This window comes from Bordetella genomosp. 13 (genome assembly GCF_007679965.1).
In the GTDB taxonomy this organism is placed as follows: Bacteria; Pseudomonadota; Gammaproteobacteria; order Burkholderiales; family Burkholderiaceae_B; genus Bordetella.
In genome coordinates this window covers 361,812-387,199 of sequence record NZ_VEHL01000002.1, presented here as the reverse complement: position 1 = coordinate 387,199, position 25,388 = coordinate 361,812, and the positions used below count along the sequence as shown (strand labels likewise).

Here is a 25,388-nt window from a genome sequence, read left to right as displayed (position 1 = left end):
CCTACATCCGCTCCGACAAAAAATCCAGGAAGCACGCGATCCTGCGCGCCAGCTGCGTGTTCCGGTAGTACACCGCATGCAGCGGCTGGCGATAGCCATTGTCGGCCGCATCCAGCACCTTCACCAGCCGCCCTGCTTCGAGATCCGCGCGCGTCATGAACTCCGACAGGCACGTAATGCCCACGCCGGCCAGCGCCAGGCTGCGCAGGGTCTCGCCGCTGGACGCGGCCATGCCGGGCACGATGGGATAGCTGTTGCCGCCTTCGTGCCGCACCGGCCAGTTGTTCAGCGATTCGGGCTGCGTGAAGCCCAGCAGCATGTGCTGCGCCAGCGCGGCAACGTTGCGCGGGCGACCGTGCCTCTCGATGTAGGCGGGGCTGGCGACCAGGTACAGCCTTGAAGGCCGGAACGGCCGCGCGTGCAGCGACGAATCGCCCAGCGCGCCCGCGCGGATTGCCAGGTCGGTGCGGTGCTCGACCAGGTCGACGATGCGGTCGTTGCTGGTCAGCTCCAGCTGGATGGCCGGATAGCGTTCGTGGAAATCGGCCACGTGGGGCACGATGCAATGCAGGATCACCGGCGCCGACGCGTCCACGCGCAGCCGGCCGGCCGGCTGCTGGTGCCGGATGCGCATGCATTCCTCGGCCTCGTCCAGCGCGCCCACGATGCCGCGCGCCTTCTGCTGGAACTGCAGGCCCTCCTCGGTCAGCTCCATGCGGCGCGTGGTGCGCGTCAGCAGCGTCACGCCCAGCTGTTCCTCCAGCCGCGCCAGCGCCCGGCTGACACCCGAGGCCGTCTGTCCCAGGAATTCGGCCGCCGCGCTCATGCTGCCGGTGTCCACTACCGCAAGGAACACCCGCAAGGCATCTGAATTGAGGGCCATTTTTGCCTCCGGAACATAAGTCCTGTGAGTTTAGAGCGCTTTTTCTCAAAGATCATGCGGCGCACAATGCCGGGCATCCAATCCTTCATCTGGAGTTCGACATCATGCCTATCGCGCTTTGGGCGCTCGCCGTGGGGGCCTTCGGCATCGGCACCACGGAATTCGTCATCATGGGGCTGCTTCCCCAGGTCGGGGCCAGCCTCGACGTCACCCTGTCCAGCGCAGGCCTGCTGGTGACCGGCTATGCGCTGGGCGTCACCGTGGGCGCGCCGCCGGTGGCCATCCTGACCACCAAATTGCCGCGCAAGACGCTGCTGCTGGCACTGATGGTGATCTTCATCGCCGGCAACCTGGCGTGTGCGCTGGCGCCCGACTACGGCTGGCTGATGGCCGCGCGCGTGCTGACCTCGCTGGCGCACGGCGCCTTCTTCGGCGTGGGCTCGGTGGTCGCCACCAGCCTGGTGCGCGCCGACAAGCAGGCCTCCGCCATCGCGCTGATGTTCACCGGCCTGACGCTGGCCAACGTGCTGGGCGTGCCCTTTGGCACCTGGCTGGGGCAGGCCTGGGGTTGGCGCTCGACGTTCTGGGCCGTGACGGCCATCGGCGTGGTGGCCTTCATCGCCATCGCCGCCCTGGTGCCCGCCAGCCGCGGCACGCACCAGAGCGACCTGAAGGGCGAACTGCGCGCCCTGGCCCGTCCGCAGGTGATGCTGGGCTTCCTGATGACCGTGCTGGGCTTCGGCGGCGTGTTCACGGCCTTCACCTACATCTCGCCGCTGCTGACGAAGCTGTCGGGCTTTCCGGAAGGCGCGGTGTCGCCCATCCTGCTGCTGTTCGGCGTGGGCCTGGTGGCCGGCAACACGCTGGGCGGCCGCCTGGCCGACCGCCGGCTGATGCCCACGCTGATCGGCAGCCTGGCCGTGCTGGCCGCCGTGCTGGTGCTGTTCACCTTCACCGTGCACGACAAGGTGCTGGCCGTGATCACCGTCGGCGTGCTGGGCGCGGCAGCCTTCGCCACCGTGCCGCCGCTGCAGATGCGCGTGCTGGAACAGGCCGGCGGCGCCCCCAACCTGGCGTCGGCCTTCAACATCGCCGCGTTCAACCTGGGCAATGCCGCGGGCGCGTGGCTGGGCGGCCTGGCGATCGACCATGGCCCCGGCCTGGGCAGCACGCCGCTGGTGGCCGCCGCGGTCACGGGCAGCGGATTGCTGGTGGCGCTGTACAGCTGGCGGCGCGACCGCGTCAGCCCGGCGCTGCACGCCGCGATCTGACCGCGCGCCACGGCACGACGTGCCGAGGGGATACGACACGCATACAATGGTTCGACCCTGTGACGCAAAGACGCCCGGCACGACCGGGCGTCGTCACGGAAGGCATAAGAAATGAAGGCGCCCCACGCGGCGCGCCGGCCGCGGCCCTGCACCAGCCGTCCGATGCCGGCCGCCGCGCGACGGCGCGACAACGAATCGGAGACAACGCATGCAGCACTTCTTCCGGGCGGCAGCCCTGTTCGCCTGTCTTGCCGCGGCGGCCGCGCCCGCCGCCGCGCAGGACACCTATCCCGCCAAGCCCGTGCGGCTGATCGTGCCGCAGACGCCCGGCGGCGCCTCGGACGTGCTGGCGCGCATCGTCAGCCAGCAGCTCACGAAGAAGTGGGGCCAACCCGTGGTGGTGGAAAACCGCGCGGGCGCGGGAGGCAACGTCGGCATGGAGACGGTGATCGCCGCCGAGCCCGACGGCTACACGCTGCTGATGAGCTACGTGGGTACGCAGGCCATCAACGGCGCGCTGTACAAGAACCTGTCGTTCGATCCGGGCACGGGCTTCGCGCCGGTGGCCACGCTGGCCACGCTGCCCTTCGTCGCCGTCGGCCGTCCCGATGCCGCGTTCCACACCGTGCCCGAACTGGTGAAGGCGGCCAAGGCCGGACGCGTCAACTACGGGTCGGCGGGCAACGGATCGGTCAACCACCTGCTGGGCGAGATGTTCAACAGCGCCGCCGGCGTGAAGATGGTGCACGTGCCGTATCGCGGCGCGGCGCCGGCCCTGCAGGACCTGCTGGGCGGTCGCATCGACGTGGTGTTCACCAGCCTGCCGTCGGTGGCGGGCCAGATCAAGAGCGGCAGCCTGCGGGCCATCGCCGTGACCAGCGCGCAGCGCGCCAGGTCGTTCGCCGACATCCCCACCATCGCCGAAGCCGGCTTCAAGGACTTCGACGTCAATCCGTGGTTCGGGCTGATGGCGCCGAAAAAGACGCCGCCCGAACGCGTGGCGCGCATCAATCGCGACGTCAACGAGATCCTGCGCGATCCCGAGGTGGCCAAGAGCTTCGCCGCGCAAGGCGCCGAGCCCTACGTCACCACCCCGGCGGAGTTCGCCCAGGTGTTGAAGCACGACGTGGACAAGTGGGGCGCGGTGGTGCGGGCGTCCGGCGCCAGTGTCGACTGATCCTTACTTGTCGATCCAGGGCGATTCCTTCCACTGCGCCCGGAACTCGGCCTCGCCCGCTTCGAGCGTGCGGGCATAGTCGGCCGGCGCCAGGTAGCGCAACGGCGCGAACAGGTCGCGCGCCTTGGCCTGGAACTCGGGATCGTCGTACGTCTGCTTCACGGCCTCGACCAGCTTGGCGCGCACCGGCTCGGGCAGGCCCTTGGGCGCGGCCAGGCCGCGCAGCGAGGCGAGCTCGAAGTCATAGCCCTGCTCCTTGAACGTCTGCAGGTCGGGCAGCGCCGCGGAGCGCGTCTTCGACATCTGGCCCAGGATGCGCAACGGCGTGCCTCCCTTCTGGTACTGCAGCGCCTCGCCGATGTTGATCGCGCCCACCATGATCTCGCCGCTGGCCAGCGCGCTGCGCACCTCGCCCGCGCCCTTGTAGGGTACGTGGTTCAGCTTGGTCGAGGACGCATGCTGGAAGCGCAGCATGGCCAGGTGGTCGTCGGATCCCGTGCCGGTGGTGCCCACGGTGACGGCGCCGGGATGCTTCTTCGCATAGTCGGCCAGGTCCGCCAGCGACTTGATCGGACTGTCCTCGCGCACCGTGAACGAATCCGGATCGTCGATCAGGTTGCCGATCAGGTCGAAACTGCGCCAGGTGAAGTTCGACGACCGTTCGATGGGAATGGTCAGCATATTCGGCGTGTTGATGAAGCCGATGGTGTAGCCGTCGGGCGTGGCGCGCGCGATCTCGGAGAAGCCGATGGCGCCGCCCGCGCCGGGGCGGTTCAGCACCACGATGCGCGCGTCGTTGCGCAGGTACTTCTGCAGGAAAGGCGCCATCATGCGAGCGACCAGGTCGGTGCCGCCTCCGGGACCATACGACACGATCATGTTGATGGGATGGGACGGATAGTCCGCGGCCATGCCGGCGGCGGGCAGCGCGGCGGCCGCGCAGAACAGCGCGGCGCCGGCCAGGCGTCCCAGGGTACGACGCTTGTAGGGATTCTGCATGATGTATGTCTCCTGCGGCTGCATGCCGCGTATCGTTATGCCAGCCGGGCGATGCGCTGCATCGCCGCGGGCCAGGCCTGCGGGTTGACGAGGTTGGGCGGCCGCTGGCCCTGGAACATGGCCAGCAGCTGCTCGGCCGCCGACCGCGCCACGTTGCGGCGGGCTTCGTGCGTGACGCCCGCCGTGTGATAGGTGCCCACCACGTTGGGCAGCTGCAGCAGTGGCGCATCGTTGCCGGGCGGCTCCTGCTTCCATACGTCCAGGCCCGCGCCGGCCAGGTGCCCCGCGCGCAGCGCGTCGTACAGCGCGGCTTCGTCGTGGACGCCGCCGCGCGCGGTGGTGATGAAGATTGCGCCCGGCTTCATGCGGGCGAACGCGGCCGCGTCCATCATGCCGCGCGTTTCCGCGCTCAGCGGGCAATGCAGCGACACGATGTCCGATTGCGCCAGCAGGTCATCCAGGGATACGGGCTCGACGCCCAACGCGCGCAGGCTTTCCGGCGCCAGATAAGGGTCGTGGCCCAGCACGCGCAGGCCGAAGCCCTGCGCGATGCGCGCGGCGCGCGAACCGATCTGGCCCAGGCCGACCAGGCCGATGGTGTTGCCGCGGATCTGGTGCCCCATCAGGTCTTCGCGCGTGAAGCCGCTGTCGTGGCGCAGCCGCTGGTGCGATTCGACGATGCGCCGGCGCACGGCCAGCAGCAGTGCGTAGGTGTGTTCGGCCACCGAGTCGGCATTGCCGCCCGCCTGGTTGACCACCGCGATGCCGGCGGCGGTGCAGGCCGCCACGTCCACGGTGTCGTAGCCCGCGCCGGTGGTGGCCACGCACACCAGGTCGGGACATTGCGAGATCAGGTCGGCCGTGACGAACCAGCGCGGCGGCAGTTCGTCCTTGGCTGCGGTGACCAGGTAGCCGTGCGCGCGGCCCAGCGCGGCCTGCACGGCGGGCTCGTCTCCGCGCGCGGGCGCCACCGTCAGCGCCACACCGGGCTGCTCGGCCACCAGCCGGTCGAAGATGGGGTCCAGCCACAGATCGAGGCGGACCAGGCGTAATGCGGACGTCATGGCGGTTCCTTCGCGCGTGCCGGCGATCACCGCAAGCCCGCGGCGCCGTGGCCAGGACGCGCGGGAGCGCGTGTCGGCCGGCATTGCACGGGGCGGATGTCTCCGGTCAGTAATGGTTGTTGTAGGAGACCACTCTAACGCCGCGTAAAATTTCCATAAAGCGAATTATTTTCTAATCCGTATTTCGCTTTTTAGAAATTATCGACATACCCTGCCGCACTCACATCAGACAGGACGGCGCATGGAAGTCGATGCAGCGCTGCGCCAGGTCGCGCATGCATGACAGCAGGGGCCGCGTGTCGTCGCGGCGCCATTCGATGGCGTAGCTCAGGGGCTGCGGCGCAGGGAAGTTCTGCAGCCGCGCCAGTTGCCCGCGCTCCACCAGCACGCCCGCCCACGCCGTGGGCAGGATGCCGATGCCCAGCCCCTCGCGCAGCATGCCCGCCACCGCGGCCCAGCCATTGCAGCGCAGATTGCGGCCGGGCGACACGCCTTGCGCGGTCATCCAGTCGTCCACGATACGGATCACGCCCGAGCTGTTGGGCAGCGCCACCAGTGTATGGTCGCGCAGCGCCGCCGGCGGCAGCCACCGGGCGTCGCGCACGGCGGCCGGACTGGCCACCCACTCGAACTCGGCCTGTCCGATCAGCACGGACGTGATGGACGCGCGCGTGGACGGCCCGCCGATGATGCCGAAGTCCAGGTCGCCGTCTTCCAGCCCGAGTTCCACCTCTTCGCCCACGCCCACGCGCGGCTCGACCAGCAGATTGGGATATTCGCGGCGGATCTCGGCGATCAGGCGCGGCATCCAGGTCATGGAACTGAGCTCGCCCACACCGAAGCGGCAACGACCGGCCAGCGGCACGCTGTCGGCTGCACGCTGCAGGAAATCGTCGGCCGAACGCAGCAGGTCGCGCGCATGCGGCAGCAGCTGTTCGCCCAGCGGGGTCAGGATGGCGCTGCGCGCGCTGCGGCTGAACAGTTCCGAGCCGATCGCGCTCTCCAGCTCGGCCAGCCGCTTGGACAGCGACGACACCGAAATGTTGAGGCGGCTGGCCGCGATGGCGAAGCTGCGGCACGTGGCGGCCCAATAGAACGCTTCCAGCTGCTTGAGGGTCATGGCACGGCGCAGGGCGAATAAAAGTGAAGTGTTTTATATCAATAAACTCGCTTTATTCCAAAGCAGCCGCGCTCCTATTATCGTCGGATGCGGCCCGGCACGCCGCGCATTCCCCTACCCATAACAACGAGACCATGCCCTCCTCCTTGCGCCACATCCTGAACCTGCAGGACTTCGAAGCCGCGGCACAGCGCGTGCTGCCCAAGCCCGTCTTCGCCTACGTATCGGGCGCGGTCGAGGACGGGCTGTCGGCGCGCGCCAACCGCGACGCCTACGCGCAGTACGCCTTCGTGCCCGACGTGCTGGTGGACGTGTCCCGGCGCAGCACCGCCGCCACCGTGATGGGCCAGGCCTATGACGCGCCCGTCGGCATCGCCCCCATGGGCATCTCGGCGCTGTCCAGCTATCGCGGCGACATCGTGTTGGCGCGCGCCGCGGCCGAGGCGCGCATCCCCTGCATCATGAGCGGCTCGTCGCTGATCCGGCTGGAGGACGTGATGGAGGCCGCGCCGCAGACGTGGTTCCAGGCCTACCTGCCGGGCGACGAGGCCCAGATCCGCGCCCTCATCGACCGGGTGGCCGCCGCCGGCGTGCAGACGCTGGTGCTGACGGTGGACACGCCCGTGGCCGCCAACCGCGAGAACAACCTGCGCGCCGGGTTCTCCACGCCGCTGCGCCCCAACCTGTCGCTGGCGTGGCAGGGCATCACGCATCCGCGATGGCTGTTCGGCACCTTCCTGCGCACGCTGCTGAAGCACGGCATGCCGCACTTCGAGAACAACTACGCGACGCGCGGCGCGCCCATCGTGTCGCCCAACGTGCAGCGTGACTTCTCCGACCGCGGCCACCTGAACTGGACGCACGTGGAAGCCATCCGCCGCCGCTGGCAGGGCCGCATGATCATCAAGGGCATCCTGAATCCGCGCGACGCGGCGCTGGCGCGCCAGAAAGGCATGGACGGGATCATCGTGTCCAACCACGGCGGACGGCAGCTGGACGGCACGGTATCGCCGCTGCGGATGCTGCCCGCCGTCGCCGACGCCGCACAGGGCCTGGAAATCATGCTGGACAGCGGCGTGCGGCGCGGCACCGACGTGCTCAAGGCGCTGGCGCTGGGCGCCTCGTGCGTGTTCGTGGGCCGGCCCTTCAACTACGCCGCGGCGGTGGCGGGGTCCGCCGGCGTGGCGCATGCCATCCGGCTGATCGTCGAGGAAGTGAAGCGCGACATGGGTTTGCTGGGCGTGGTGTCGGTGCGGGACATCAAGCCCGCGCACCTGGTGCACGACGACGTGCACTGACCGCGCGACGACGCCGCGCAACCGGGCAGCGAACCTTACGCGCGCGGGTCCGCAGGGCCGGAATCGCCGGTGGGCCAGGTGCTGAGCGCGTGCGCGGCGACCGCTTCGAGCACCTCGCGGCCCACGCCTGCCTTGGCCTGCACGGCGATGCCGTTCATCACAGTGGTCACGAAGGCGGCCAGCGCGGTGCAGTCGGCCGTGCCGGGCAGGTCTCCTTCCCGCCGCGCGCGTTCGAAGCGCTCACGCAACGCCGTCTCGCTGCTGGCGCGCGCGTCGACCAGGATCTGCCGGACGGGTTCGGACTCGTCGGAACCCGCCAGCCCGCCGTTCAGGCCCAGGCAGCCCGTATGATCGGGAAACCGGGTGTTCAGCTCGACCGTGCCGCGCAGCACGTGCTCGACCACTTCCCGCGAGGTCGGCTGCTGCAACGCAATCGGATAGAACCCCAGGAACCGCTGTTCGTAGCGCGACAGCGCCAGGCGGAACAAGGCCTCCTTGTTGCCGAATGCGGAATACAGCGCGGGCCGTTCGACGCCCGTGGCCTGCGTCAGGTCGGTATACGACGCGCCGTCGTACCCCTTGCGCCAGAACACGCAGAGAACGGCGTCCAGCGCCTGATCCACGTCGAATTCGCGGTGGCGCCCCATCAGGAATAGACCTCTTTTTTCATAACGATCGATAGTAAACCGTCTTGACACCCCACGCCGAATTCCATAATGTTCGTTATCATAACAGTCGTTATGAATAACCAGGTGCCGGGGCATCGTCCCGTGTCGAACAAAGGGTTTCTCATGGATAAGTCATTGGCAGGAAAGGTCGCGCTGGTCACCGGCGGGTCCCGCGGCTTGGGCGCGGCCATCGCGCTGGCGCTGGCCGAGCGAGGCGCGGACGTCGCCATCAGCTACGCGGCCTCGGCCGAAAAGGCGCAGGCCGTCGTCAAGGCGCTGCGGGAAAAAGGCGTGCGTGCAGCAGCCATCCAGAGCGACCAGGCGGATACGTCCGCCGCCAGGCCGCTGATCGAGGCGGTGATCGCGCAGTTCGGCAAGCTCGACATCCTGGTGAACAACGCCGCGATCGCCGTGCAGGGCAAGACGACGGACGACCCCGAACTGGACGCCGCGGCCTTCGACCGCCAGTGGCACGTCAACGTCCTGGGCGTGGTGGCGACGACGCGCGCCGCGGCGCAGAAGATCTCGGATGACGGACGCATCGTCTTCATCGGCTCCGGATTGGGCAGCCGCGTCGCCTTCCCCGGCGTGGCGGACTACTCGGGGACCAAGGCGGCGATCGTCGGCTATGCGAAGGGCGTCGGGCGCGACCTCGGCCCGCGCCGCATCACGGTCAACGTGGTGCAGCCCGGCATCATGCCGACCGACATGGCGGCGGCGGTGGCCGACGAACTGCCGGACGCGATCATGGACCTGCATGCGATCCGCCGCATCGCCACCGTCGAGGAAGTCGCGGCGGCGGTCTGCTTCCTCGCGGGACCGGACGCCGGCTACATCACGGGCGGCGTGCTGGACGTGAGCGGAGGCTTTCACATCTGACGCCGGGTCGACGCGGCGGCAGGCGGCAGGCGGCTGGCGGCTGGCGGCACGTCCTGGCGGCAAGCCCATGGAAAGCCCGGCACGGCGCCAGGCTTCCATGGGAGGCACGGGCAAGGTCGGGCGCGCATTGAAAAACCCGGCATGCGCCGGGTCATGTACCGCGCAGGCGCCGGCCGGCGCCCGTGCACAGGCGCGATCAGCGCTTCAACTGGGACAGGTCGCGCACCGCGCCGCGGTCGGCCGAAGTGGCCAGCGCGGCGTAGGCCTGCAGCGCCAGCGAGACTACGCGTTCGCGGTCGACCGGCTGCCAGGCCTTGTCGCCGCGGGCGTCCATGGCGGCGCGGCGGCGCGCCAGTTCGGCGTCGTCCACGGCCAGGTGCATGCGGCGGTTGGGGATGTCGATCTCGATCGTGTCGCCGTCCTCGACCAGGCCGACCGTGCCGCCCTCGGCCGCTTCCGGCGAGGCATGGCCGATCACCAGGCCCGACGAGCCGCCCGAGAAGCGGCCATCGGTGAACAGCGCGCAGGTCTTGCCCAGGCCCTTGGACTTCAGGTACGACGTGGGATACAGCATTTCCTGCATGCCGGGACCGCCCTTGGGGCCTTCGTAGCGGATGACGACCACGTCGCCCGCCACGATCTGGTCGCCCAGGATGCCCTCGACGGCGTCTTCCTGGCTTTCGAAGACGCGCGCGCGGCCGGTGAAGACCCATTGCGACTCGTCCACGCCCGCGGTCTTGACGATGCAGCCCTTCTCGGCCAGGTTGCCGTACAGCACGGCCAGGCCGCCGTCCTTGGAATAGGCGTTTTCCTTGCTGCGGATGCAGCCCGTCTTGCGGTCGGCGTCCAGCGTCAGGAAGGTGGCTTCCTGGCTGAAGGCCACCGTGGTCGGGATGCCGCCGGGAGCCGCGCGGTAGAACTTCTGCGCGGCTTCGCCGGCGCCGCCCGCGATGTCCCATTGCGAGATGGCATTGCCCAGCGTGCCGCTGTGCACGTTGCCGCAGGACAGGTCGAGCAGGTCGGCGCGCGCCAGCTCGCCCAGGATGCCCAGGATGCCGCCCGCGCGGTGCACGTCTTCGATGTGGTACTTGTCGGTGGCGGGCGCGGCCTTGCACAGGCAGGGCGTGCGGCGCGAGATGCGGTCGATGTCGGCCATGGTGAAGTCCACGCCGGCCTCTTGCGCCGCGGCCAGCAGGTGCAGCACGGTATTGGTCGAGCCGCCCATGGCCACGTCCAGCGTCATGGCGTTCTCGAAGGCGCTCTTGCTGGCGATGGCGCGCGGCAGCACCGAGGCGTCTTCCTGCTCGTAGTAGCGGCGGCACAGGTCGACGACCAGGCGGCCGGCCTGCTCGAACAGGCCGCGGCGCCAGGCGTGCGTGGCCACGATGGTGCCGTTGCCCGGCAGTGCCAGGCCGATGGCTTCGGTCAGGCAGTTCATCGAGTTGGCGGTGAACATGCCCGAACAGGAGCCGCACGTGGGGCAGGCGCTGCGCTCGACCTCTTCGGCCTCGGCATCGGACACCTTGGGATCGGCCGCCTTGATCATGGCGTCGATCAGGTCGATCTTGGCGATGACCTTGCCGTCGGTGGGGGACAGGATCTTGCCGGCTTCCATCGGGCCGCCCGACACGAACACGCAAGGGATGTTCAGGCGCATGGCGGCCATCAGCATGCCCGGGGTGATCTTGTCGCAGTTCGAGATGCAGACCATGGCGTCGGCGCAGTGCGCGTTGACCATGTATTCGACCGAGTCGGCGATCAGTTCGCGCGAGGGCAGCGAATACAGCATGCCGCCGTGGCCCATGGCGATGCCGTCGTCCACGGCGATGGTGTTGAATTCCTTGGCGACGCCGCCGGCGCCCTCGATTTCCCTGGCCACCAGCGCGCCCAGGTCGCGCAGGTGCACGTGGCCCGGCACGAACTGCGTGAACGAATTCACCACCGCGATGATGGGCTTGCCGAAATCGCCGTCCTTCATGCCGGTGGCGCGCCACAGGGCGCGGGCGCCGGCCATGTTGCGGCCGTGGGTGGAGGTGCGGGAACGGTAGTGCGGCATGGCGGCGGCTCTCTGCGGGCGGGGTCGATTCCGAGGCGGAAATTCGGCAAAACTCCAGATAATACGCCGTTCCGCGGGGATGCACGGAAGCCCGCGGCCCGCAACCCGGAAAATCCCCCTACTTGTCGGGCCCATTGCGGCCTATCGTGGACAGGCTGTCCGCGGCGCGGCGGGCATCGCGCCACGCGCGCCGCGGGCCTTATCCGGGCGGACGCTCCGCCCCTACCCATGCGAGGAGATCGACGATGCCCGGCCATGCCCGTTCCCTGCAAGTTCCCGCCCTGAACCTGCTGTCCGCCGCCCTGCTGGCCGCCGCGCTGGCCGCCGCGCTGGCCTGCGCCGCCGCCGCGCAGGCCGCGCCCGTGGCCAACGTGCTGGAGGCGGCGCGCGCGCAGGAGCAGCCCATGCTGGATACCATGCGCGACCTGGTCGGCATCGAGTCCGGCAGCAAGGACGTGGAGGGCGTGGAGCAGATCGCCAAGCTGGTGCACGACCGCCTGAAGGCGCTGGGCGGCACGGTGGAAATCCTGCCGCCCACCGACGTCTACCGCATGGACGACACGCCCGAGAAGACCGGCCCGATGGTGCATGCCGAATTCAAGGGCAGCGGCAAGAAGAAGATCATGCTGATCGCGCACATGGACACCGTCTACCGCAACGGCATGCTGAAGGACCAGCCGTTCCGCGTGGACGGCGAACGCGCCTACGGGCTGGGCATCGCGGACGACAAGCAGGGCGTGGCGCTGATCATCCACACCATCTCCACGCTGCAGAAGCTGGGCTTCAAGGACTTCGGCACGCTGACCGTGCTGGTCAACGGCGACGAGGAGATCAGCTCGCCGGGCGCGCGCAGCACCATCACGCGCATGGCGGCGGACCAGGACGCGGTGTTCTCGTTCGAGGGCGGCGGCACCACGGGCGACCTGCGGTTGGCCACCAGCGGCATCGGCTCGGCCTATCTCACCGTGCAGGGCAAGACTTCGCATGCCGGCTCGCGCCCGGAAGGCGGCGTGAACGCGCTGTACGAGCTGGCCCACCAGGTGCTGCAGATGAAGGACCTGTCCAAGCCGGACGACGGCCTGAAGCTGAACTGGACCGTGGCGCAGGCGGGCACCAACCGCAACGTGATTCCCGGCCAGGCCACGGCGCAGGCCGATGCGCGCGCGCTGAAGGTGGAAGACTTCGATGCGCTGGAGAAGGCCCTGCAGGAACGCATCCAGAAGAAGCTGCTGCCCGAGTCCAAGGTGAGCCTGAAGTTCGAGGTGCGCCGCCCGCCGCTGTCGGCCACGCCCGCCTCGCGCGCGCTGGCGCAGCACGGCGCGACCATCTACAAGGAGCTCGACATGGAGATGAAGGTGCTGGACCGCGCCACCGGCGGCGGCACCGACGCCGCCTTCGCCGCGCTGAAGGCACGCGGCCCCGTGGTGGAAGGCATGGGTCTGTCGGGCTTCGGCGCGCATTCCAACGACGCCGAGTACGTCCAGATCAAGAGCATCGTGCCGCGGCTGTACCTGGCCACCCGCATCATCATGGACCTGTCGCAGGACAAGGTGCAGGGGCAGTAAGGCCGTTTCCGCGCGGAATCAGCCGCGCCTGCCGCGCAGGGCCAGCAGCATGTCGGCCACCTGCCGAAGGCCGCGGCTGACGGGCTTGTCGCGCCGCATCACCACCGCCAGCTGGCGCCGCAGGCGCGGCCGCAACGGCCGCACCGCCAGCGTGCCGCGCGCGCCCGCGCCCTGCACCGCCATGCTGGGCAGCACCGCGCAGCCCAGGCCGGCGGCCACGATCTCTTTCATGGCCTCGGTGCTGCCCAGTTCCATCACCGGCCGAGCGGCCAGGCCGGCCGTCTCGAACCAGTCGTCCACCAGGCGCCGCGTGCGCGCGCCGGGCTCGAACAGCACCAGGGGCCGCTGCGCCAGCAAGGCGGGCGCCACGCGCGCAGGCAGCAGCGCCTCGTGGGCGGGAAAGATCGCGACGAATTCGTCGTCCAGCACGGGCGTCACCTGGAACATGCGGCCCGGCGCGGGCAAGGTCACCAGGCCGATGTCCAGCGCGTTGCCCTCGATGCCGCGCAGGATATCCGCCGTGTTGCCGGTGCTGACCACCACGTCCAGCTCGGGAAAGCGGCGGCGCAGGCCCGCCAGCATGGCGGGCAGCAGATAGGTGCAGGCGGTGCCGCCCGTGCCCAGCCGCACGCGTCCGCCCACGCCAGCCGCATGCGACTGCATGGCCTGGTCGGCCTCGGCCACGGCGGCGTCGATGCGGCGGATGTGCTCGATCAGCGCCAGGCCCGCATGGGTCGGCGCCACGCGCCGTCCCACGCGTTCGGCCAGCCGCAGGCCGTAGCGGCGTTCGAGCTGGCGCACCTGCTGGCTGACGGCGGGCTGGGTCAGCCCGTTGCGCTCGGCCGCGGCGGAAAAGCTGCCCAGCTCGATCACGTCGAGGAAGATGCGGAGATGATCGAGGTTGAGTCCGCGCATGAGGCGATGGCCGGCTGATGGAACGCCCCGATGATACGGCCGCATGGCGCCCGATACCAAAGTTTTGCTTATGCCAGGCAGAAGCAGACAAACCTTCTGTTATCCGGCGTCCGGGCGCACACTGGCGCCTTGCACGTTTCCTTTCCACGTTTCGTCATGACCGACTCCCCCCGCATCGTCTCGATCCGCGACGCCGCCGACGGCGACCTCGCCCGCATCCAGCAGATCTACGCGCACCACGTATTGCACGGCACCGCCTCGTTCGAACTCGACCCGCCCACGCCCGAGCAGATGCGCGACCGCCGCGCCGACGTGCTGGCGCGCGGCATGCCCTACCTGGTGGCCGAGGTCGAGGGCACGGTGCGCGGCTACGCCTACGTCACGCCCTACCGGCCGCGTCCGGCATACCGGCATACCGTGGAAGACTCGGTCTACGTGGAGACCGGCTGGGGCGGCCTGGGCATCGGCAACCGGCTGCTGGCCACGCTGGTGCAGCGCTGCCAGGCCGCCGGCTGGCGCCAGATGCTGGCGGTGGTGGGCGACAGCCGCAACGGCGCGTCGCTGGCGCTGCATGCGCGCCAGGGGTTTCATCCCGTGGGCACGCTGCGTTCGGTGGGCTACAAGCACGGCCAGTGGCGCGACACCGTACTGATGCAGCGCGAGCTGGGCGACGGCGACCGCACGCCGCCCGAGACCGCCTGAGCAGGACGAGGCGATGTTTTCCTGGCGCACCATCGTCTGCATCGGCGTCTCGCAGCTGCTGGCCTGGGGCGTCTCGTTCTACCTGATCGGCAACTTCGGTCCCGCCATGCAGGCCGAACTGGGCTGGAGCGCCGCGCTCGTCTACGGCGGCATGTCGGGCGGCATCGTCTGCATGGCGCTGGTCTCGCCCACGGCGGGACGCGCCATCGACCGATGGGGCGGACGCACCGTCATGCCGATCGGCGCCCTGCTGGTGGCACTGGGATGCGGGATTCTCGCCCTTACCCACACCCTGCTGTCGTATGCCGTGGCCTGGGCGCTGCTGGGCGTCGGGATGCGCCTGACGCTGTACGACGCGGCCTTCGCCGCCCTGGCGCGCGCCGGCGGCCCGCAAGCGCGTCGCGCCATGTCGCAGATCACGCTGTTCGGCGGACTCTCTTCCACCGTGATGTGGCCGGTGGGCCAGGCGCTGGCCGGCGCCCTGGGCTGGCGCGGCGCGCTGGGCGTCTATGCGCTGCTGGCCCTGGCGATGATGGCCCTCTTCCGCGCCCTGCCGGAAGGACGCTGGGCCCCGCCAGCCGACGAGGCCCTCGCGCATGGCCGGCGCAATGGCTCGATCGCGCCGGACAATCCGCGACTGGCGCAACTGCTGTATGCCCTGATCGTGATGCTGGCCAGCTTCCTGACCGCGGGCAATGCCACGCACCTGATCGCCATGCTGCACGACCTGGGCCTGGCGGCGCACGTGGCGGTCGGCGTGGCGGCGCTGTGGGGCGTGGGCCAGGTCACGGGCCGCCTGGCCGAGATCCTGGCGGGCGGCCGGCTGACGCCCATCGCGCTGAACACGCTGACCGCGCTGGCGCTGCCGCTGTGCTTCGTGGCCGGGTTGGCGGGCGGCTACGCGGCCGCGGCGGCCTGCTTCGCCTTCTTCTACGGCGTCTGCAACGGGTTGTTCACCATCACGCGCGGCACGCTGCCGCTGGTGCTGTTCGACCCGCGGTCCTATGGCGCCATCACGGGCAGGCTGCTGGTGCCGGCGTTGCTGATGACGGCCGCGGGCCCGCTGGCCTATGCCGAGGTGATCGCGCATGGCGGCGCGCACGCCGCCATGCTGCTGTCGCTGGCTTGCGCCGTCGTGCTGCTGGCCGCGTCGGCGGGATTGGCGTGGCGCTTCGGCGCGCAGCGCGGCAGGGTCCGTCCGCCTTCCTGAATCACGGTGCAGGCCTTGCCTCCCGCCGCGCAGGGCCGGACCCGCGTGCGCGCGGCGGCATGATGCCTGCGCATCATCCGTGCGGCCGGCACGCGACAGCGCGCGATGGCGCGCGATAGCGCAAGCACACTCAGGCCGGCGCGTACTGCCCCGTCTTCCAGCGCAGCCATCCCGCCGCGCGCAGCTCGCATGCGGGGCAGTTGCCGCAGCCATAGCCCCACTCATGGCGCGCGCCCCGCTCGCCCAGATAGCACGTATGGCTGTGCTCGACGATCAGGTCGACCAGTTCCAGCCCGCCCAACGTGCGCGCCAGCTCCCAGGTCTGGGCCTTGTCGCGCCACATCAGCGGCGTCTCGATGGTCACGCGGGCCGCCAGGCCCAGGCTGAGCGCGACCTGCTGCGCCTTGATGGTGTCGTCGCGGCAATCGGGATAGCCCGAAAAATCCGTCTCGCACATGCCGCCCACCAGCACGTCCAGCTGGCGGCGATAGCCCAGCGCGGCGGCCAGCGTCAGGAACAGCAGGTTGCGGCCCGGCACGAAGGTATTGGGCAGGCCGTTGGCCTGCATCTCGATTTCGCGGTCGGAGGTCAGCGCGGTATCGCCCACCTGTCCCAGCACCGACAGGTCCAGCAGGTGATCCTCGCCCAGCTTGGCGCTCCAGTGCGCATGGCGCGCGCGCAGTTCGCGCAGCACGTTCAGCCGCGCATCCAGCTCGATGCGATGGCGCTGGCCATAGTCGAACGCCACGGTCTCGACGTGGGCATAGCGGTCCAGGGCCCAGGCCAGGCAGGTGGTGGAATCCTGGCCGCCCGAGAACAGGACCAGGGCGCGGCGCGTGTCCGGCGTGGGGGCAAGCATGGGGGTAGACATGCCGGCACTTTAACCCAGCCGAACGGCCCCGGCTGCGTACAATGCCGGCATCGCAAATTCCGCATCAGAGCAGCAAGCCGAACACCATCTCCTTTCCTTCATCCAGACGGATCCGTAGCCCATGAAAGTCGTACGCCCGCAGTCCGATTCCGCAGAAAATTCGCGCCACACCATCCGCCTGCTGGGGCGAATGCTGGGCGAGGTGATCGAGGCCACAGAAGGAGAGCGGGTGTTCGACACCATCGAAACCCTGCGGCGCACCGCGGTGCGCTTTCGCCGCGAGGGCCGTGCGGAAGACGGCAAGGTGCTGGAACAGCGCGTCAAGCGCCTGCGCGACAACGATCCCAACGCGGTGGCCCGCGCCTTCAGCTACTTCCTGCACCTGGCCAACATCGCCGAGGACCGCGACCAGAACCGCGCGCAACGCGAACAGCTGCTGGCCAGCGCCGAGCCGCCGCGCGGCAGCCTGCGCGACGCGCTGGCGCGCCTGAAGGCGCAGGGCGTGGGTCCGGCGCGCGTGCGCCGCCTGCTGGCCGAGGCCTGCGTGATGCCGGTGCTGACGGCCCACCCCACCGAGGTGCAGCGCAAGAGCACGCTGGACGCGCACCGCGAGATCGCCGCCCTGGTGGCGCAGCGCGAACAGCCGCTGACCGAGGAAGAGCGCGCCGAACTGGACCTGGCCCTGCTGGGCCGCGTGGCCACGCTGTGGCAGACGCGCATGCTGCGCTACACGCGCCTGACGGTGGCCGACGAAATCGAGAATGCGCTGTCGTACTACCGCAGCACCTTCCTGTCCGTGGTGCCGCGCCTGTACGCCGACCTGGGCAAGCTGCTGCATCCCGACGGCCCGCAGCGTCCCTTCGCCGCGCCCGCCGAACCGCTGCAGCCCTTCCTGCGCATGGGCAGCTGGATCGGCGGCGACCGCGACGGCAATCCCAACGTCGACGCCGACACGCTGGAGCGCGCGCTGCTGCGCCAGGCCACCGTGCTGTTCGAACACTATCTGCAAGAGGTGCACACGCTGGGCGCCGAGCTGTCGATCACCACGCTGCTGATCGGCGTGGAACCCGAGCTGCGCCAATTGGCGGCCTCGGGCGGCGACGAATCGCCGCATCGCCGCGACGAGCCCTATCGCCGCGCGCTGGTGGGCATCTACGCGCGCCTGGCCGCCACGGCCCGGCAATTGACGGGCCAGGACCTGGCGCGCCGCTCGACCTATGCCGCCGAGCCATACGCGGCGCCGCGGGACTTCGCCGCCGACCTGGCCGTCATCGCGGCCTCGCTGGCCGAGCACCAGGGCGCGCCCATCGCCCGGCTGCGCCTGACCGGACTGCGCCAGGCGGTGGAAGTGTTCGGCTTCCACCTGGCCACCGTGGACCTGCGCCAGAGCTCCGACGTGCACGAGCGCGCGCTGGCCGAACTGTTCACCCGCGCGGGCGCGCAGTGGCGCGGGGTGCCGGTGGACTACGCCGCGCTGGACGAGACCGACCGCGTGGCGCTGCTGCGCGCCGAACTCGCGCACGCGCGCCCGCTGTCCTCGCCGTGGCTGCCCTACAGCGAAGAGACCGCGCGCGAACTGGCCATCCTGCGTGCCGCGGCGGCGGCCCGCGCGCGCTACGGCAAGCAGGCGGTGCGGCAGAGCATCGTGTCGCACACCGAGACCTTGAGCGACCTGCTGGAAGTGCTGGTGCTGCAGAAGGAAGCCGGCCTGATCGCAGCGGCCGGCGAGCCGCTGGAAGAAGACGACGGCCTGATGGTGGTGCCGCTGTTCGAGACCATCCCCGACCTGCAGCGCGGCCCCGGCATCATGGCCGAATGGCTGGCCATCCCCGAGATCCGCCAGCGCGTGAAGCTGGCGCAGGCCGACACGCAGGAAGTGATGCTGGGCTATTCCGACAGCAACAAGGACGGCGGCTTCCTCACGTCCAACTGGACGCTGTACCAGGCCGAGCGCGCGCTGGTCGACGTGTTCAGCAAGGCGCACGTACGGCTGCGCCTGTTCCACGGCCGGGGCGGCTCGGTGGGCCGCGGCGGCGGCTCCAGCTTCGACGCCGTCCTGGCGCAGCCGCCGGGCACGGTGGCCGGCCAATTGCGCCTGACCGAGCAAGGCGAAGTCATCCAGAGCAAGTACAAGGATGCCGAGGTAGGCCGCTGGCATCTGGAGCTGCTGGTGGCCGCCACGCTGGAATCCTCGCTGGCGCCGCGCGCCGCCGCGGCCAGCGCGGAAGACGCCCACATGGCCGAGCACGGCGCGGCCATGGACTTCCTGTCCGAACACGCGCAGCGCACCTACCGCAAGCTGGTCTACGACACCCCGGGCTTCACCGACTACTTCTTCGCCGCCACGCCGGTCAGCGAGATCGCAGGCCTGAACATCGGTTCGCGCCCGGCCTCGCGCAAACAAGGCCAGCGCATCGAGGACCTGCGCGCCATCCCGTGGGGCTTCTCGTGGGCCCAGTGCCGGCTGATGCTGACGGGCTGGTACGGCGTGGGCTCGGCCATGGAGGCCTACCTGGAAGAAGGCGTGAAGGGCGGCCCGCGCACGCGCCGCGCGCGCCTGGACCAGTTGCGCGACATGGCCGAGCACTGGCCCGCGCTGCGCACGCTGCTATCCAACATGGAGATGGTGCTGGCCAAGTCGGACCTGTCCATCGCCGCGCGCTACGCCCAGCTGATGCCCAGGCGCGGCGTGCGCGAGCGCATCTTCGGCCAGATCCAGGACGAACACGGCCGCACCATGGCCATGCTGAAGCAACTGACGCAACGCGACCTGCTGGCCGACAACCCGGCGCTGCAGGCCTCGCTGCGCGAGCGTTTCGCCTACATCGACCCGCTGAACTACCTGCAGATCGAGCTGATCAAGCGCCACCGCGCCCTGCAGGAAAAGGGTGCCGAGGAACCGGATCCGCGCATCCAGAGCGCCATCCACCTGACCATCAATGGCATCGCGGCGGGGCTGCGCAATTCGGGCTGAGCGTCCGGCGGGCGGCCGGCCGCGGCCCGCCGCCCGCCTGGCCAAGTGACCACCCAATGGACACCCTTGGCGGGGCGATTTGTCCACTCCATGCAAAGCCGATACCATCCTTGAAAATTCTATATGCGCACACTTGTTCGCATATAGAACAACAATGATCTTCTGGCTCCGGCACGGAAAGGCATCACGGAAGAGACGCCCGGCATCCCGGACGCCCCCAACGGGCATGCCTGCACCGGCCAGGGCCACGAGCAGTGTGGTCCCGACATGACTTCTCTTCTCTCCCCCGTCGCCGTCATCGGCGCGGGCGCCATGGGCAGCGGCATCGCCGCCCTCTTCGCGGCACGCGGCATCGACGTCGTGCTGATCGACCCCGTGGACGGCGCCCTGACGCGCGCCCAGGGCAACATCGAACGGCAGCTGCACGTGCTGGCGGGCGACGACATCGCCCCCGCCATGCGCCGCATCCGCTACGACGCCGGCCTGGAAGCCGCGTGCAACGCGGCGCTGGTCATCGAGGCCGTGCCCGAAAAGCTGGAACTCAAGCGCGACATCTTCTCGCGCCTGGACAGCCTGTGCGGGCCGCAAACCATTTTGGCCACCAACACCTCGGGCCTGTCGATCAACGCCATCGCGCAGGCCGTCACGCGCCGCGACCGTTTCGTGGGCACGCACTTCTTCACGCCCGCCGACGTCATCCCGCTGGTCGAGGTAGTTCGCAACGACGGCACCTCGGACACCACCGTGGTCAGCGTGATGGACACGCTGCGCCACGTGGGCAAGCGCCCCGTGCTGGTCAAGCGCGACATCCCCGGCTTCATCGCCAACCGCATCCAGCACGCGCTGGCGCGCGAAGCCATGGCCCTGCTGGAAAGCGGCGTGGCCAGCGCCGAGGACATCGACGAGGTCGTGAAGTGGAGCCTGGGCATCCGCCTGGCCCTGTCCGGCCCGCTGGAACAGCGCGACATGAACGGCCTGGACGTGCACCTGGCCATCGCCGAATACCTGTACGCCGACCTGGAAAACCGCACCGAGCCCTCCGAGCTGCTGCGCGACAAGGTGCGCGACGGCCAGCTGGGCGCCAAGAGCGGCCAGGGCTTCTACGCCTGGCCGCCCGAGCGCCGCGAGCGCGTGCTGCGCGACAAGAGCGCCGCGCTGGCCGAACTGGTGCAGTGGCTGAACGCCCGCCCGCCTGCCTGATCCCTCCCCCCGCGCACGAAGCCACGCGGCGTCCGCCCTCCGCGGCCGCGCCGCGGCCTCGCGTGCATTGCCTCACCTGCCAGACACAAGCTGGAGACACGCATGAACCGCCTCGCCAATTTCTTCACGGAGCTGATGCGCAAGTATCTGCCCGATCCCTTCGTATTCGCCATCGGCCTGACGCTGCTTTCCGTGGTGCTGGCCATGGCGGTGGAAGGCCAGGGGCTGGGCGCCATCACCCGCGAATGGGGCAAGGGCTTCTGGAGCCTGCTGGCCTTCACCACGCAGATGGCCGTGATCCTGGCCATGGGCTACGTGCTGGCCACCGCGCCCGTCACCGAACGCCTGCTGGACCGCATCGTCGGCGCCGTGCACAAGCCGCACACCGCCATCATCGTGGCCACGCTGGTGGGCGCCATCGGCAGCTACCTGAACTGGGGCTTCGGCCTGGTGATCGGCGGCATCGTCGCCAAGAAGCTGGCCAGGCGCGTGCAAGGCGTGCACTACCCGCTGATCATCGCCTCTGCCTACAGCGGCTTCACCATGTACGGCCTGGGCCTGTCGGCCAGCATCCCGGTGCTGATCGCCACGCCGGGCCATCCGCTGGCCGGCCAGATGGGCGTGATCCCGCTGTCGGAAACCATCTTCTCGCCGCCCATGCTGATACTCAGCGCGGTCATCCTGGTGACGCTGCCGCTGCTGAACGCGTGGTTGCATCCCAAGGCCGGACAGAAGGTGGTCGAGGTGGACCCGGCCATCGACCAGGCCGCGAAGGCGCCGGTGTCCGACGAGGACGGCGAAGGCCGCACGCTGGCCTCGCGCCTGAACAACAGCCGCATCCTGAGCCTGCTGATCGGCCTCTTGGGCGTGGCCTACGTGGCCTTCCACATCGCCGACGGCGGCTCGCTGGACCTGAACCTGATCAACTTCGTGATCCTGTTCCTGGGCATCATCCTGCTGGGCACGCCCGCCGCCTACGTGGCCAAGCTGAACGAAGGCATCAAGACCATCTCGGGCATCATCCTGCAGTATCCGTTCTACGCCGGCATCATGGCCATCATGGCGGGCTCGGGCCTGGTCAACACCATCTCGCAGGTGTTCGTCGACGTGGCCACGCCGTCCACGCTGCCGTTCTGGGGCCTGCTCAGCTCGTTCGTCATCAACTTCTTCGCGCCCTCGGGCGGCGGCCACTGGGTCATCCAGGGCCCCTTCATGATCGAGGCGGCCAAGGAGATCGGCAGCCCCATCAACCAGACCGCGATGTCGGTGATGCTGGGCAACGCCTGGAACGACCTGGTGCAGCCCTTCTGGATCCTGCCCGCGCTGGCGCTGTCCAAACTGAAGCTGCGCGACGTGATGGGCTACACCGTGATCATGATGGTCTGGGTCGGCATCCTGCACATCGCCACCGTCTGGATCTGGGGCCACATGGCCTGAGCCCGACCGCAAACGCCCCACGAGGAGTCCACCCCATGAAACCCACCGCCTATCTGGTCACCGGCGCCAGCGCCGGCATCGGCGCCGCCATCGCACGCGCCCTGCTGGACGCGGGCCAGCGCGTCGTCAACATCGACTACCGCCTGCCCGAGAACCCGCCCGAGGGCCTGGTCTCGATCCAGGCCGACCTGACCGATCCCGAACAGGCCCAGGCCGCCGCGCAGCAGGCCGTGCAGTCGTACGCCATTGTGGGCCTGGTTAACAATGCCGGCGCCACGCGGCCCGGCACGGCCGACACGGCCACGCTGGCCGACCTGGACTACGTCGTGAACCTGCACCTGCGCACCGCGTTGATCCTGGTGCAGGCCGTGCTGCCGGACATGCGCGCGGCGGGCTTCGGCCGCATCGTTAACATGTCCTCGCGCGCGGCGCTGGGCAAGCCCGAACGCGTGGTGTATTCGGCCACCAAGGCCGGCCTGATCGGCATGACGCGCACGCTGGCCATGGAACTGGGCGGCGACGGCATCACCGTCAACGCCATCGGGCCCGGCCCCATCGCCACCGACCTCTTCATGAAGAGCAACCCCGAAGGCGCGCCGCAGACCCAGCGCATCATCGACAGCATCCTGGTCAAGCGCCTGGGCACGCCGGAAGACGTGGCGCGCGCGGCCATGTTCTTCCTGTCGCCCGACAACGGCTTCGTCACCGGCCAGGTGCTGTACGTATGCGGCGGCACCTCGCTGGGCATGGCGCCCATCTGATCCCGGCACGAACGACCGCCATGGCCCGCGCGCTCGCCTGCCCCTCCGGCGCCGCCTGCCCCGCCCGCGCGCGCTCAGCGCCGCTGCAGGGCCTGGTTGATGTGCTGCGCGGCGCGCCGCAACAGCGGCAGGAAGGCCTCGAGCATCTGCTCGCGCGAGTAGCGGTTGGCATGCCCGCTGACGTTCATCGCGCCGGTCACGCGGCCGCTGCGGTCGATGATGGGCACGGCCACCGATTGCAGGCCGGGTTCGAGCTCCTGCACCACGCAGGCATAACCCTGCTCGCGCACCTCGGCCAGCACGCGCTTCAACGCGGCGCGGTCCGTGATGGTGGATGGCGTGTAGGCCTGGATCTGGCTGGCGTCCAGCAGGCGTTCCTGCTCGGCCTCGGGCAGTCCGGCCAGCAGCACGCGCCCCATCGACGTGGCCCAGGCGGGCAGGCGGCTGCCCACGGCCAGGTTGATGGTCATCACCTTGTGCGTGGACAGGCGCAGGATGTAGACGATGTCGGTGCCGTCCAGCACGGACACCGAGCACGATTCGCGCGTGGTCTCGGCCACCTCTTCCATGTACGGCAGCGCCAGGTCCCACAGCGGCGTGGCCGACAGGTAGGCGTAGCCGAGCTCGAGGATGCGCGGCGTCAGCGCGAAGCGGCGCTGGTCGGCCTCGACGTAGCCCAGCTGCACCAGCGTCAGCAGGATGCGGCGCGCGCCGGCGCGCGTCAGCCCGGTGGCGGCCGCCACCTCGGACAGCGTCATGCGCGGGCGTTGCGGCCCGAAGGCGCGGATCACCGACAGGCCGCGCGCGAAGGACTGCACGTAGCTGTCGCTGGGCGGCTGGTGCGCTTGCTCGACCATGAATCATCCAAAAACAGAAGGTGGACGGTCGTCTTGACACCCCCCACCCACCATGAAACGATGTTCTATAAAAGAACGAATGTTCGACTATAGAACAAACCGAGACACTTCCATCCCTTCGAGACCCTCAATGATCTCCAAACTTGTATCCAGCGCCGCCGAGTCGCTGGCGGACGTGCCCGACGGCGCCACCGTCATGATCGGCGGCTTCGGCACCGCGGGCCAGCCCATGGAACTGATCGACGCCCTGCTCGAGCAGGGCGCCAAAGACCTCGTCATCATCAACAACAACGCCGGGAACGGCACCACCGGCCTGGCCGCGCTGCTGGGCGCCAACCGCGTGCGCAAGATCGTCTGCTCGTTCCCGCGCCAGACGGACTCGCAGATCTTCGACGGCCTGTACCGCAGCGGCAAGATCGAACTGGAACTGGTGCCGCAGGGCAACCTGGCCGAGCGCATCCGCGCCGCGGGCGCCGGCATCGGCGCGTTCTTCACGCCCACCGGCTACGGCACGCCGCTGGCCGACGGCAAGGAAACGCGCGAGATCAACGGCCGCCACTACGTGCTGGAATACCCGCTGCACGCCGACTACGCACTGATCAAGGCCGAGCGCGGCGACCGCTGGGGCAACCTGGTCTACCGCAAGACCGCGCGCAACTTCGGGCCCATCATGGCCAGCGCCGCCCGCGTGGCCGTGGCGCAGGTGCGCCAGGTGGTGGAACTGGGCGAACTCGATCCGGAAGCAGTCGTCACCCCCGGCATCTTCGTCCAGCGTGTCGTGCAGATCGACGCCCCGCGCGGCGTGCAGGAGTAATCATGAGCAATCGTCTGAACCGCGACCAGATCGCCGCCCGCGTGGCGCGCGACATTCCCGAAGGCGCCTACGTCAACCTGGGCATCGGCCTGCCCACGCTGGTGGCCAACCACCTGCCCGCCGACCGCGAGGTCATCCTCCACACCGAGAACGGCCTGCTGGGCATGGGCCCCGCGCCGGAAAAGGGCCAGGAAGACTACGACCTGATCAATGCCGGCAAGCAGCCGGTGACCGAACTGCCCGGCAGCGCGTTCTTCCATCATGCCGACTCGTTCGCCATGATGCGCGGCGGCCACCTGGACATCTGCGTGCTGGGCGCGTTCCAGGTGTCGCGCCATGGCGACCTGGCCAACTGGCACACCGGCGCGCCCGATGCGATCCCCGCCGTGGGCGGCGCGATGGACCTGGCCATCGGCGCCAAGGACGTGTACGTGATGATGGAGCTGACCACGCGCGAAGGCCAGAGCAAGCTGGTCGAGGCCTGCAGCTATCCGCTGACCGGCGTGCGCTGCGTGTCGCGCGTGTACACCGACGTGGCCGTGTTCGACCTGCGCGACGGCAAGGTCACCGTCATCGACCTGTTCGGCGACGCCACGCCAGACGGCCTGCTGGCCTTGACGGGCCTGCCCCTGACGTTCGCCAACTAGGTTTCATCCACACGGCGCCC

The 25,388-nt window shown here is 69.5% G+C and carries 22 protein-coding genes; 13 read left to right on the top strand and 9 right to left on the bottom strand.

Features of this window, described 5'->3' with window-relative positions:
* Position 1 precedes the first annotated feature (1 nt).
* Positions 2–883, bottom strand: a complete 882-nt coding sequence (locus FS845_RS07665; protein WP_144632240.1) for a LysR family transcriptional regulator — start codon at positions 881–883, stop codon at positions 2–4.
* Positions 884–987: 104 nt separating this feature from the next.
* Between FS845_RS07665 and FS845_RS07660 the strand changes: the two genes are divergently transcribed.
* Positions 988–2,154: an MFS transporter gene (locus FS845_RS07660; protein WP_144632237.1), complete on the top strand. Its 1,167-nt coding sequence runs from the start codon at positions 988–990 to the stop codon at positions 2,152–2,154.
* A gap of 208 nt (positions 2,155–2,362) precedes the next feature.
* Positions 2,363–3,331: a Bug family tripartite tricarboxylate transporter substrate binding protein gene (locus FS845_RS07655; protein ID WP_144632234.1), complete on the top strand. Its 969-nt coding sequence runs from the start codon at positions 2,363–2,365 to the stop codon at positions 3,329–3,331.
* A 3-nt stretch (positions 3,332–3,334) separates the two neighbouring features.
* Here the strand turns inward: FS845_RS07655 and FS845_RS07650 are convergent, their stop codons facing one another.
* The 3 genes from FS845_RS07650 to FS845_RS07640 all read right to left on the bottom strand — a co-directional run bounded on the left by FS845_RS07650 (position 3,335) and on the right by FS845_RS07640 (position 6,514).
* Complete coding sequence (locus FS845_RS07650) at positions 3,335–4,330, bottom strand: tripartite tricarboxylate transporter substrate binding protein (protein ID WP_144632231.1); 996 nt, start codon at positions 4,328–4,330, stop codon at positions 3,335–3,337.
* Positions 4,331–4,365: 35 nt separating this feature from the next.
* Positions 4,366–5,394 (bottom strand): hydroxyacid dehydrogenase, encoded by a 1,029-nt coding sequence (locus FS845_RS07645; protein ID WP_144632228.1) that lies wholly within the window; start codon positions 5,392–5,394, stop codon positions 4,366–4,368.
* Positions 5,395–5,614: 220 nt separating this feature from the next.
* Entirely contained in the window at positions 5,615–6,514 is a 900-nt protein-coding gene (locus FS845_RS07640; RefSeq protein WP_144632225.1) for a LysR family transcriptional regulator, read from the bottom strand.
* A 134-nt stretch (positions 6,515–6,648) separates the two neighbouring features.
* Here FS845_RS07640 and FS845_RS07635 point away from each other — a divergent pair, with 134 nt between their 5' ends.
* Positions 6,649–7,812, top strand: a complete 1,164-nt coding sequence (locus FS845_RS07635) for an alpha-hydroxy acid oxidase (RefSeq protein WP_144632222.1) — start codon at positions 6,649–6,651, stop codon at positions 7,810–7,812.
* A gap of 35 nt (positions 7,813–7,847) precedes the next feature.
* Here the strand turns inward: FS845_RS07635 and FS845_RS07630 are convergent, their stop codons facing one another.
* Positions 7,848–8,459: a TetR/AcrR family transcriptional regulator gene (locus FS845_RS07630; RefSeq protein WP_144632219.1), complete on the bottom strand. Its 612-nt coding sequence runs from the start codon at positions 8,457–8,459 to the stop codon at positions 7,848–7,850.
* A 144-nt stretch (positions 8,460–8,603) separates the two neighbouring features.
* On the opposite strand from FS845_RS07630, the gene FS845_RS07625 reads away from it, so the two are divergent.
* Positions 8,604–9,359, top strand: a complete 756-nt coding sequence (locus tag FS845_RS07625; protein WP_144632216.1) for an SDR family NAD(P)-dependent oxidoreductase — start codon at positions 8,604–8,606, stop codon at positions 9,357–9,359.
* Between the two features lie 196 nt (positions 9,360–9,555).
* Here FS845_RS07625 and ilvD read toward each other — a convergent pair whose 3' ends face one another.
* Positions 9,556–11,415, bottom strand: a complete 1,860-nt coding sequence (ilvD, locus tag FS845_RS07620; protein ID WP_144632212.1) for a dihydroxy-acid dehydratase — start codon at positions 11,413–11,415, stop codon at positions 9,556–9,558.
* Between the two features lie 245 nt (positions 11,416–11,660).
* On the opposite strand from ilvD, the gene FS845_RS07615 reads away from it, so the two are divergent.
* Positions 11,661–12,980: a M20/M25/M40 family metallo-hydrolase gene (locus FS845_RS07615; RefSeq protein WP_144632209.1), complete on the top strand. Its 1,320-nt coding sequence runs from the start codon at positions 11,661–11,663 to the stop codon at positions 12,978–12,980.
* Positions 12,981–12,998: 18 nt separating this feature from the next.
* Here FS845_RS07615 and FS845_RS07610 read toward each other — a convergent pair whose 3' ends face one another.
* Positions 12,999–13,895, bottom strand: coding sequence for a LysR family transcriptional regulator (locus FS845_RS07610; protein WP_144632206.1), 897 nt, complete (start codon positions 13,893–13,895; stop codon positions 12,999–13,001).
* A 156-nt stretch (positions 13,896–14,051) separates the two neighbouring features.
* Between FS845_RS07610 and FS845_RS07605 the strand changes: the two genes are divergently transcribed.
* Both FS845_RS07605 and FS845_RS07600 read left to right on the top strand, forming a co-directional pair.
* On the top strand, positions 14,052–14,597 hold the full coding sequence (locus tag FS845_RS07605) for a GNAT family N-acetyltransferase (RefSeq protein WP_144632203.1): 546 nt from the start codon (positions 14,052–14,054) through the stop codon (positions 14,595–14,597).
* A gap of 13 nt (positions 14,598–14,610) precedes the next feature.
* A complete protein-coding gene (locus tag FS845_RS07600; RefSeq protein WP_144632200.1) occupies positions 14,611–15,807 on the top strand; it encodes an MFS transporter in 1,197 nt (398 codons plus the stop codon).
* A gap of 130 nt (positions 15,808–15,937) precedes the next feature.
* Here FS845_RS07600 and queC read toward each other — a convergent pair whose 3' ends face one another.
* Positions 15,938–16,678 (bottom strand): 7-cyano-7-deazaguanine synthase QueC, encoded by a 741-nt coding sequence (queC, locus tag FS845_RS07595; RefSeq protein WP_260986201.1) that lies wholly within the window; start codon positions 16,676–16,678, stop codon positions 15,938–15,940.
* Positions 16,679–16,799: 121 nt separating this feature from the next.
* Between queC and ppc the strand changes: the two genes are divergently transcribed.
* The 4 genes from ppc to FS845_RS07575 all read left to right on the top strand — a co-directional run bounded on the left by ppc (position 16,800) and on the right by FS845_RS07575 (position 23,050).
* Positions 16,800–19,652, top strand: a complete 2,853-nt coding sequence (gene ppc / locus FS845_RS07590; RefSeq protein ID WP_144632197.1) for a phosphoenolpyruvate carboxylase — start codon at positions 16,800–16,802, stop codon at positions 19,650–19,652.
* Between the two features lie 267 nt (positions 19,653–19,919).
* Positions 19,920–20,852: a 3-hydroxyacyl-CoA dehydrogenase family protein gene (locus tag FS845_RS07585; protein ID WP_144632194.1), complete on the top strand. Its 933-nt coding sequence runs from the start codon at positions 19,920–19,922 to the stop codon at positions 20,850–20,852.
* Positions 20,853–20,954: 102 nt separating this feature from the next.
* Positions 20,955–22,289, top strand: coding sequence for a short-chain fatty acid transporter (locus tag FS845_RS07580; protein ID WP_144632191.1), 1,335 nt, complete (start codon positions 20,955–20,957; stop codon positions 22,287–22,289).
* 35 nt (positions 22,290–22,324) lie between these two features.
* The gene (locus FS845_RS07575) at positions 22,325–23,050 is read left to right on the top strand and encodes an SDR family NAD(P)-dependent oxidoreductase (RefSeq protein ID WP_144632176.1); all 726 of its coding nucleotides are present in this window, start codon (positions 22,325–22,327) and stop codon (positions 23,048–23,050) included.
* Positions 23,051–23,124: 74 nt separating this feature from the next.
* Here FS845_RS07575 and FS845_RS07570 read toward each other — a convergent pair whose 3' ends face one another.
* Positions 23,125–23,907: an IclR family transcriptional regulator gene (locus tag FS845_RS07570; protein ID WP_144632173.1), complete on the bottom strand. Its 783-nt coding sequence runs from the start codon at positions 23,905–23,907 to the stop codon at positions 23,125–23,127.
* 130 nt (positions 23,908–24,037) lie between these two features.
* Between FS845_RS07570 and FS845_RS07565 the strand changes: the two genes are divergently transcribed.
* A complete protein-coding gene (locus FS845_RS07565; RefSeq protein WP_144632170.1) occupies positions 24,038–24,721 on the top strand; it encodes a 3-oxoacid CoA-transferase subunit A in 684 nt (227 codons plus the stop codon).
* A gap of 2 nt (positions 24,722–24,723) precedes the next feature.
* On the top strand, positions 24,724–25,368 hold the full coding sequence (locus FS845_RS07560) for a 3-oxoacid CoA-transferase subunit B (RefSeq protein ID WP_144632167.1): 645 nt from the start codon (positions 24,724–24,726) through the stop codon (positions 25,366–25,368).
* Positions 25,369–25,388 lie beyond the last annotated feature (20 nt).

Coding starts and splice junctions, on each gene's coding strand:
- FS845_RS07610 (WP_144632206.1), bottom strand. CDS start 13,895: ATGCGCGGACTCAACCTCGATCATCTCCGCATCTTCCTCGACGTGATC.
- FS845_RS07665 (WP_144632240.1), bottom strand. CDS start 883: ATGGCCCTCAATTCAGATGCCTTGCGGGTGTTCCTTGCGGTAGTGGAC.
- FS845_RS07660 (WP_144632237.1), top strand. CDS start 988: ATGCCTATCGCGCTTTGGGCGCTCGCCGTGGGGGCCTTCGGCATCGGC.
- FS845_RS07630 (WP_144632219.1), bottom strand. CDS start 8,459: ATGGGGCGCCACCGCGAATTCGACGTGGATCAGGCGCTGGACGCCGTT.
- FS845_RS07615 (WP_144632209.1), top strand. CDS start 11,661: ATGCCCGGCCATGCCCGTTCCCTGCAAGTTCCCGCCCTGAACCTGCTG.
- FS845_RS07580 (WP_144632191.1), top strand. CDS start 20,955: ATGAACCGCCTCGCCAATTTCTTCACGGAGCTGATGCGCAAGTATCTG.
- ppc (WP_144632197.1), top strand. CDS start 16,800: ATGAAAGTCGTACGCCCGCAGTCCGATTCCGCAGAAAATTCGCGCCAC.
- FS845_RS07645 (WP_144632228.1), bottom strand. CDS start 5,394: ATGACGTCCGCATTACGCCTGGTCCGCCTCGATCTGTGGCTGGACCCC.
- FS845_RS07605 (WP_144632203.1), top strand. CDS start 14,052: ATGACCGACTCCCCCCGCATCGTCTCGATCCGCGACGCCGCCGACGGC.
- FS845_RS07560 (WP_144632167.1), top strand. CDS start 24,724: ATGAGCAATCGTCTGAACCGCGACCAGATCGCCGCCCGCGTGGCGCGC.
- FS845_RS07565 (WP_144632170.1), top strand. CDS start 24,038: ATGATCTCCAAACTTGTATCCAGCGCCGCCGAGTCGCTGGCGGACGTG.
- FS845_RS07655 (WP_144632234.1), top strand. CDS start 2,363: ATGCAGCACTTCTTCCGGGCGGCAGCCCTGTTCGCCTGTCTTGCCGCG.
- queC (WP_260986201.1), bottom strand. CDS start 16,678: ATGTCTACCCCCATGCTTGCCCCCACGCCGGACACGCGCCGCGCCCTG.
- FS845_RS07635 (WP_144632222.1), top strand. CDS start 6,649: ATGCCCTCCTCCTTGCGCCACATCCTGAACCTGCAGGACTTCGAAGCC.
- FS845_RS07650 (WP_144632231.1), bottom strand. CDS start 4,330: ATGCAGAATCCCTACAAGCGTCGTACCCTGGGACGCCTGGCCGGCGCC.
- FS845_RS07575 (WP_144632176.1), top strand. CDS start 22,325: ATGAAACCCACCGCCTATCTGGTCACCGGCGCCAGCGCCGGCATCGGC.
- ilvD (WP_144632212.1), bottom strand. CDS start 11,415: ATGCCGCACTACCGTTCCCGCACCTCCACCCACGGCCGCAACATGGCC.
- FS845_RS07570 (WP_144632173.1), bottom strand. CDS start 23,907: ATGGTCGAGCAAGCGCACCAGCCGCCCAGCGACAGCTACGTGCAGTCC.
- FS845_RS07625 (WP_144632216.1), top strand. CDS start 8,604: ATGGATAAGTCATTGGCAGGAAAGGTCGCGCTGGTCACCGGCGGGTCC.
- FS845_RS07640 (WP_144632225.1), bottom strand. CDS start 6,514: ATGACCCTCAAGCAGCTGGAAGCGTTCTATTGGGCCGCCACGTGCCGC.
- FS845_RS07600 (WP_144632200.1), top strand. CDS start 14,611: ATGTTTTCCTGGCGCACCATCGTCTGCATCGGCGTCTCGCAGCTGCTG.
- FS845_RS07585 (WP_144632194.1), top strand. CDS start 19,920: ATGACTTCTCTTCTCTCCCCCGTCGCCGTCATCGGCGCGGGCGCCATG.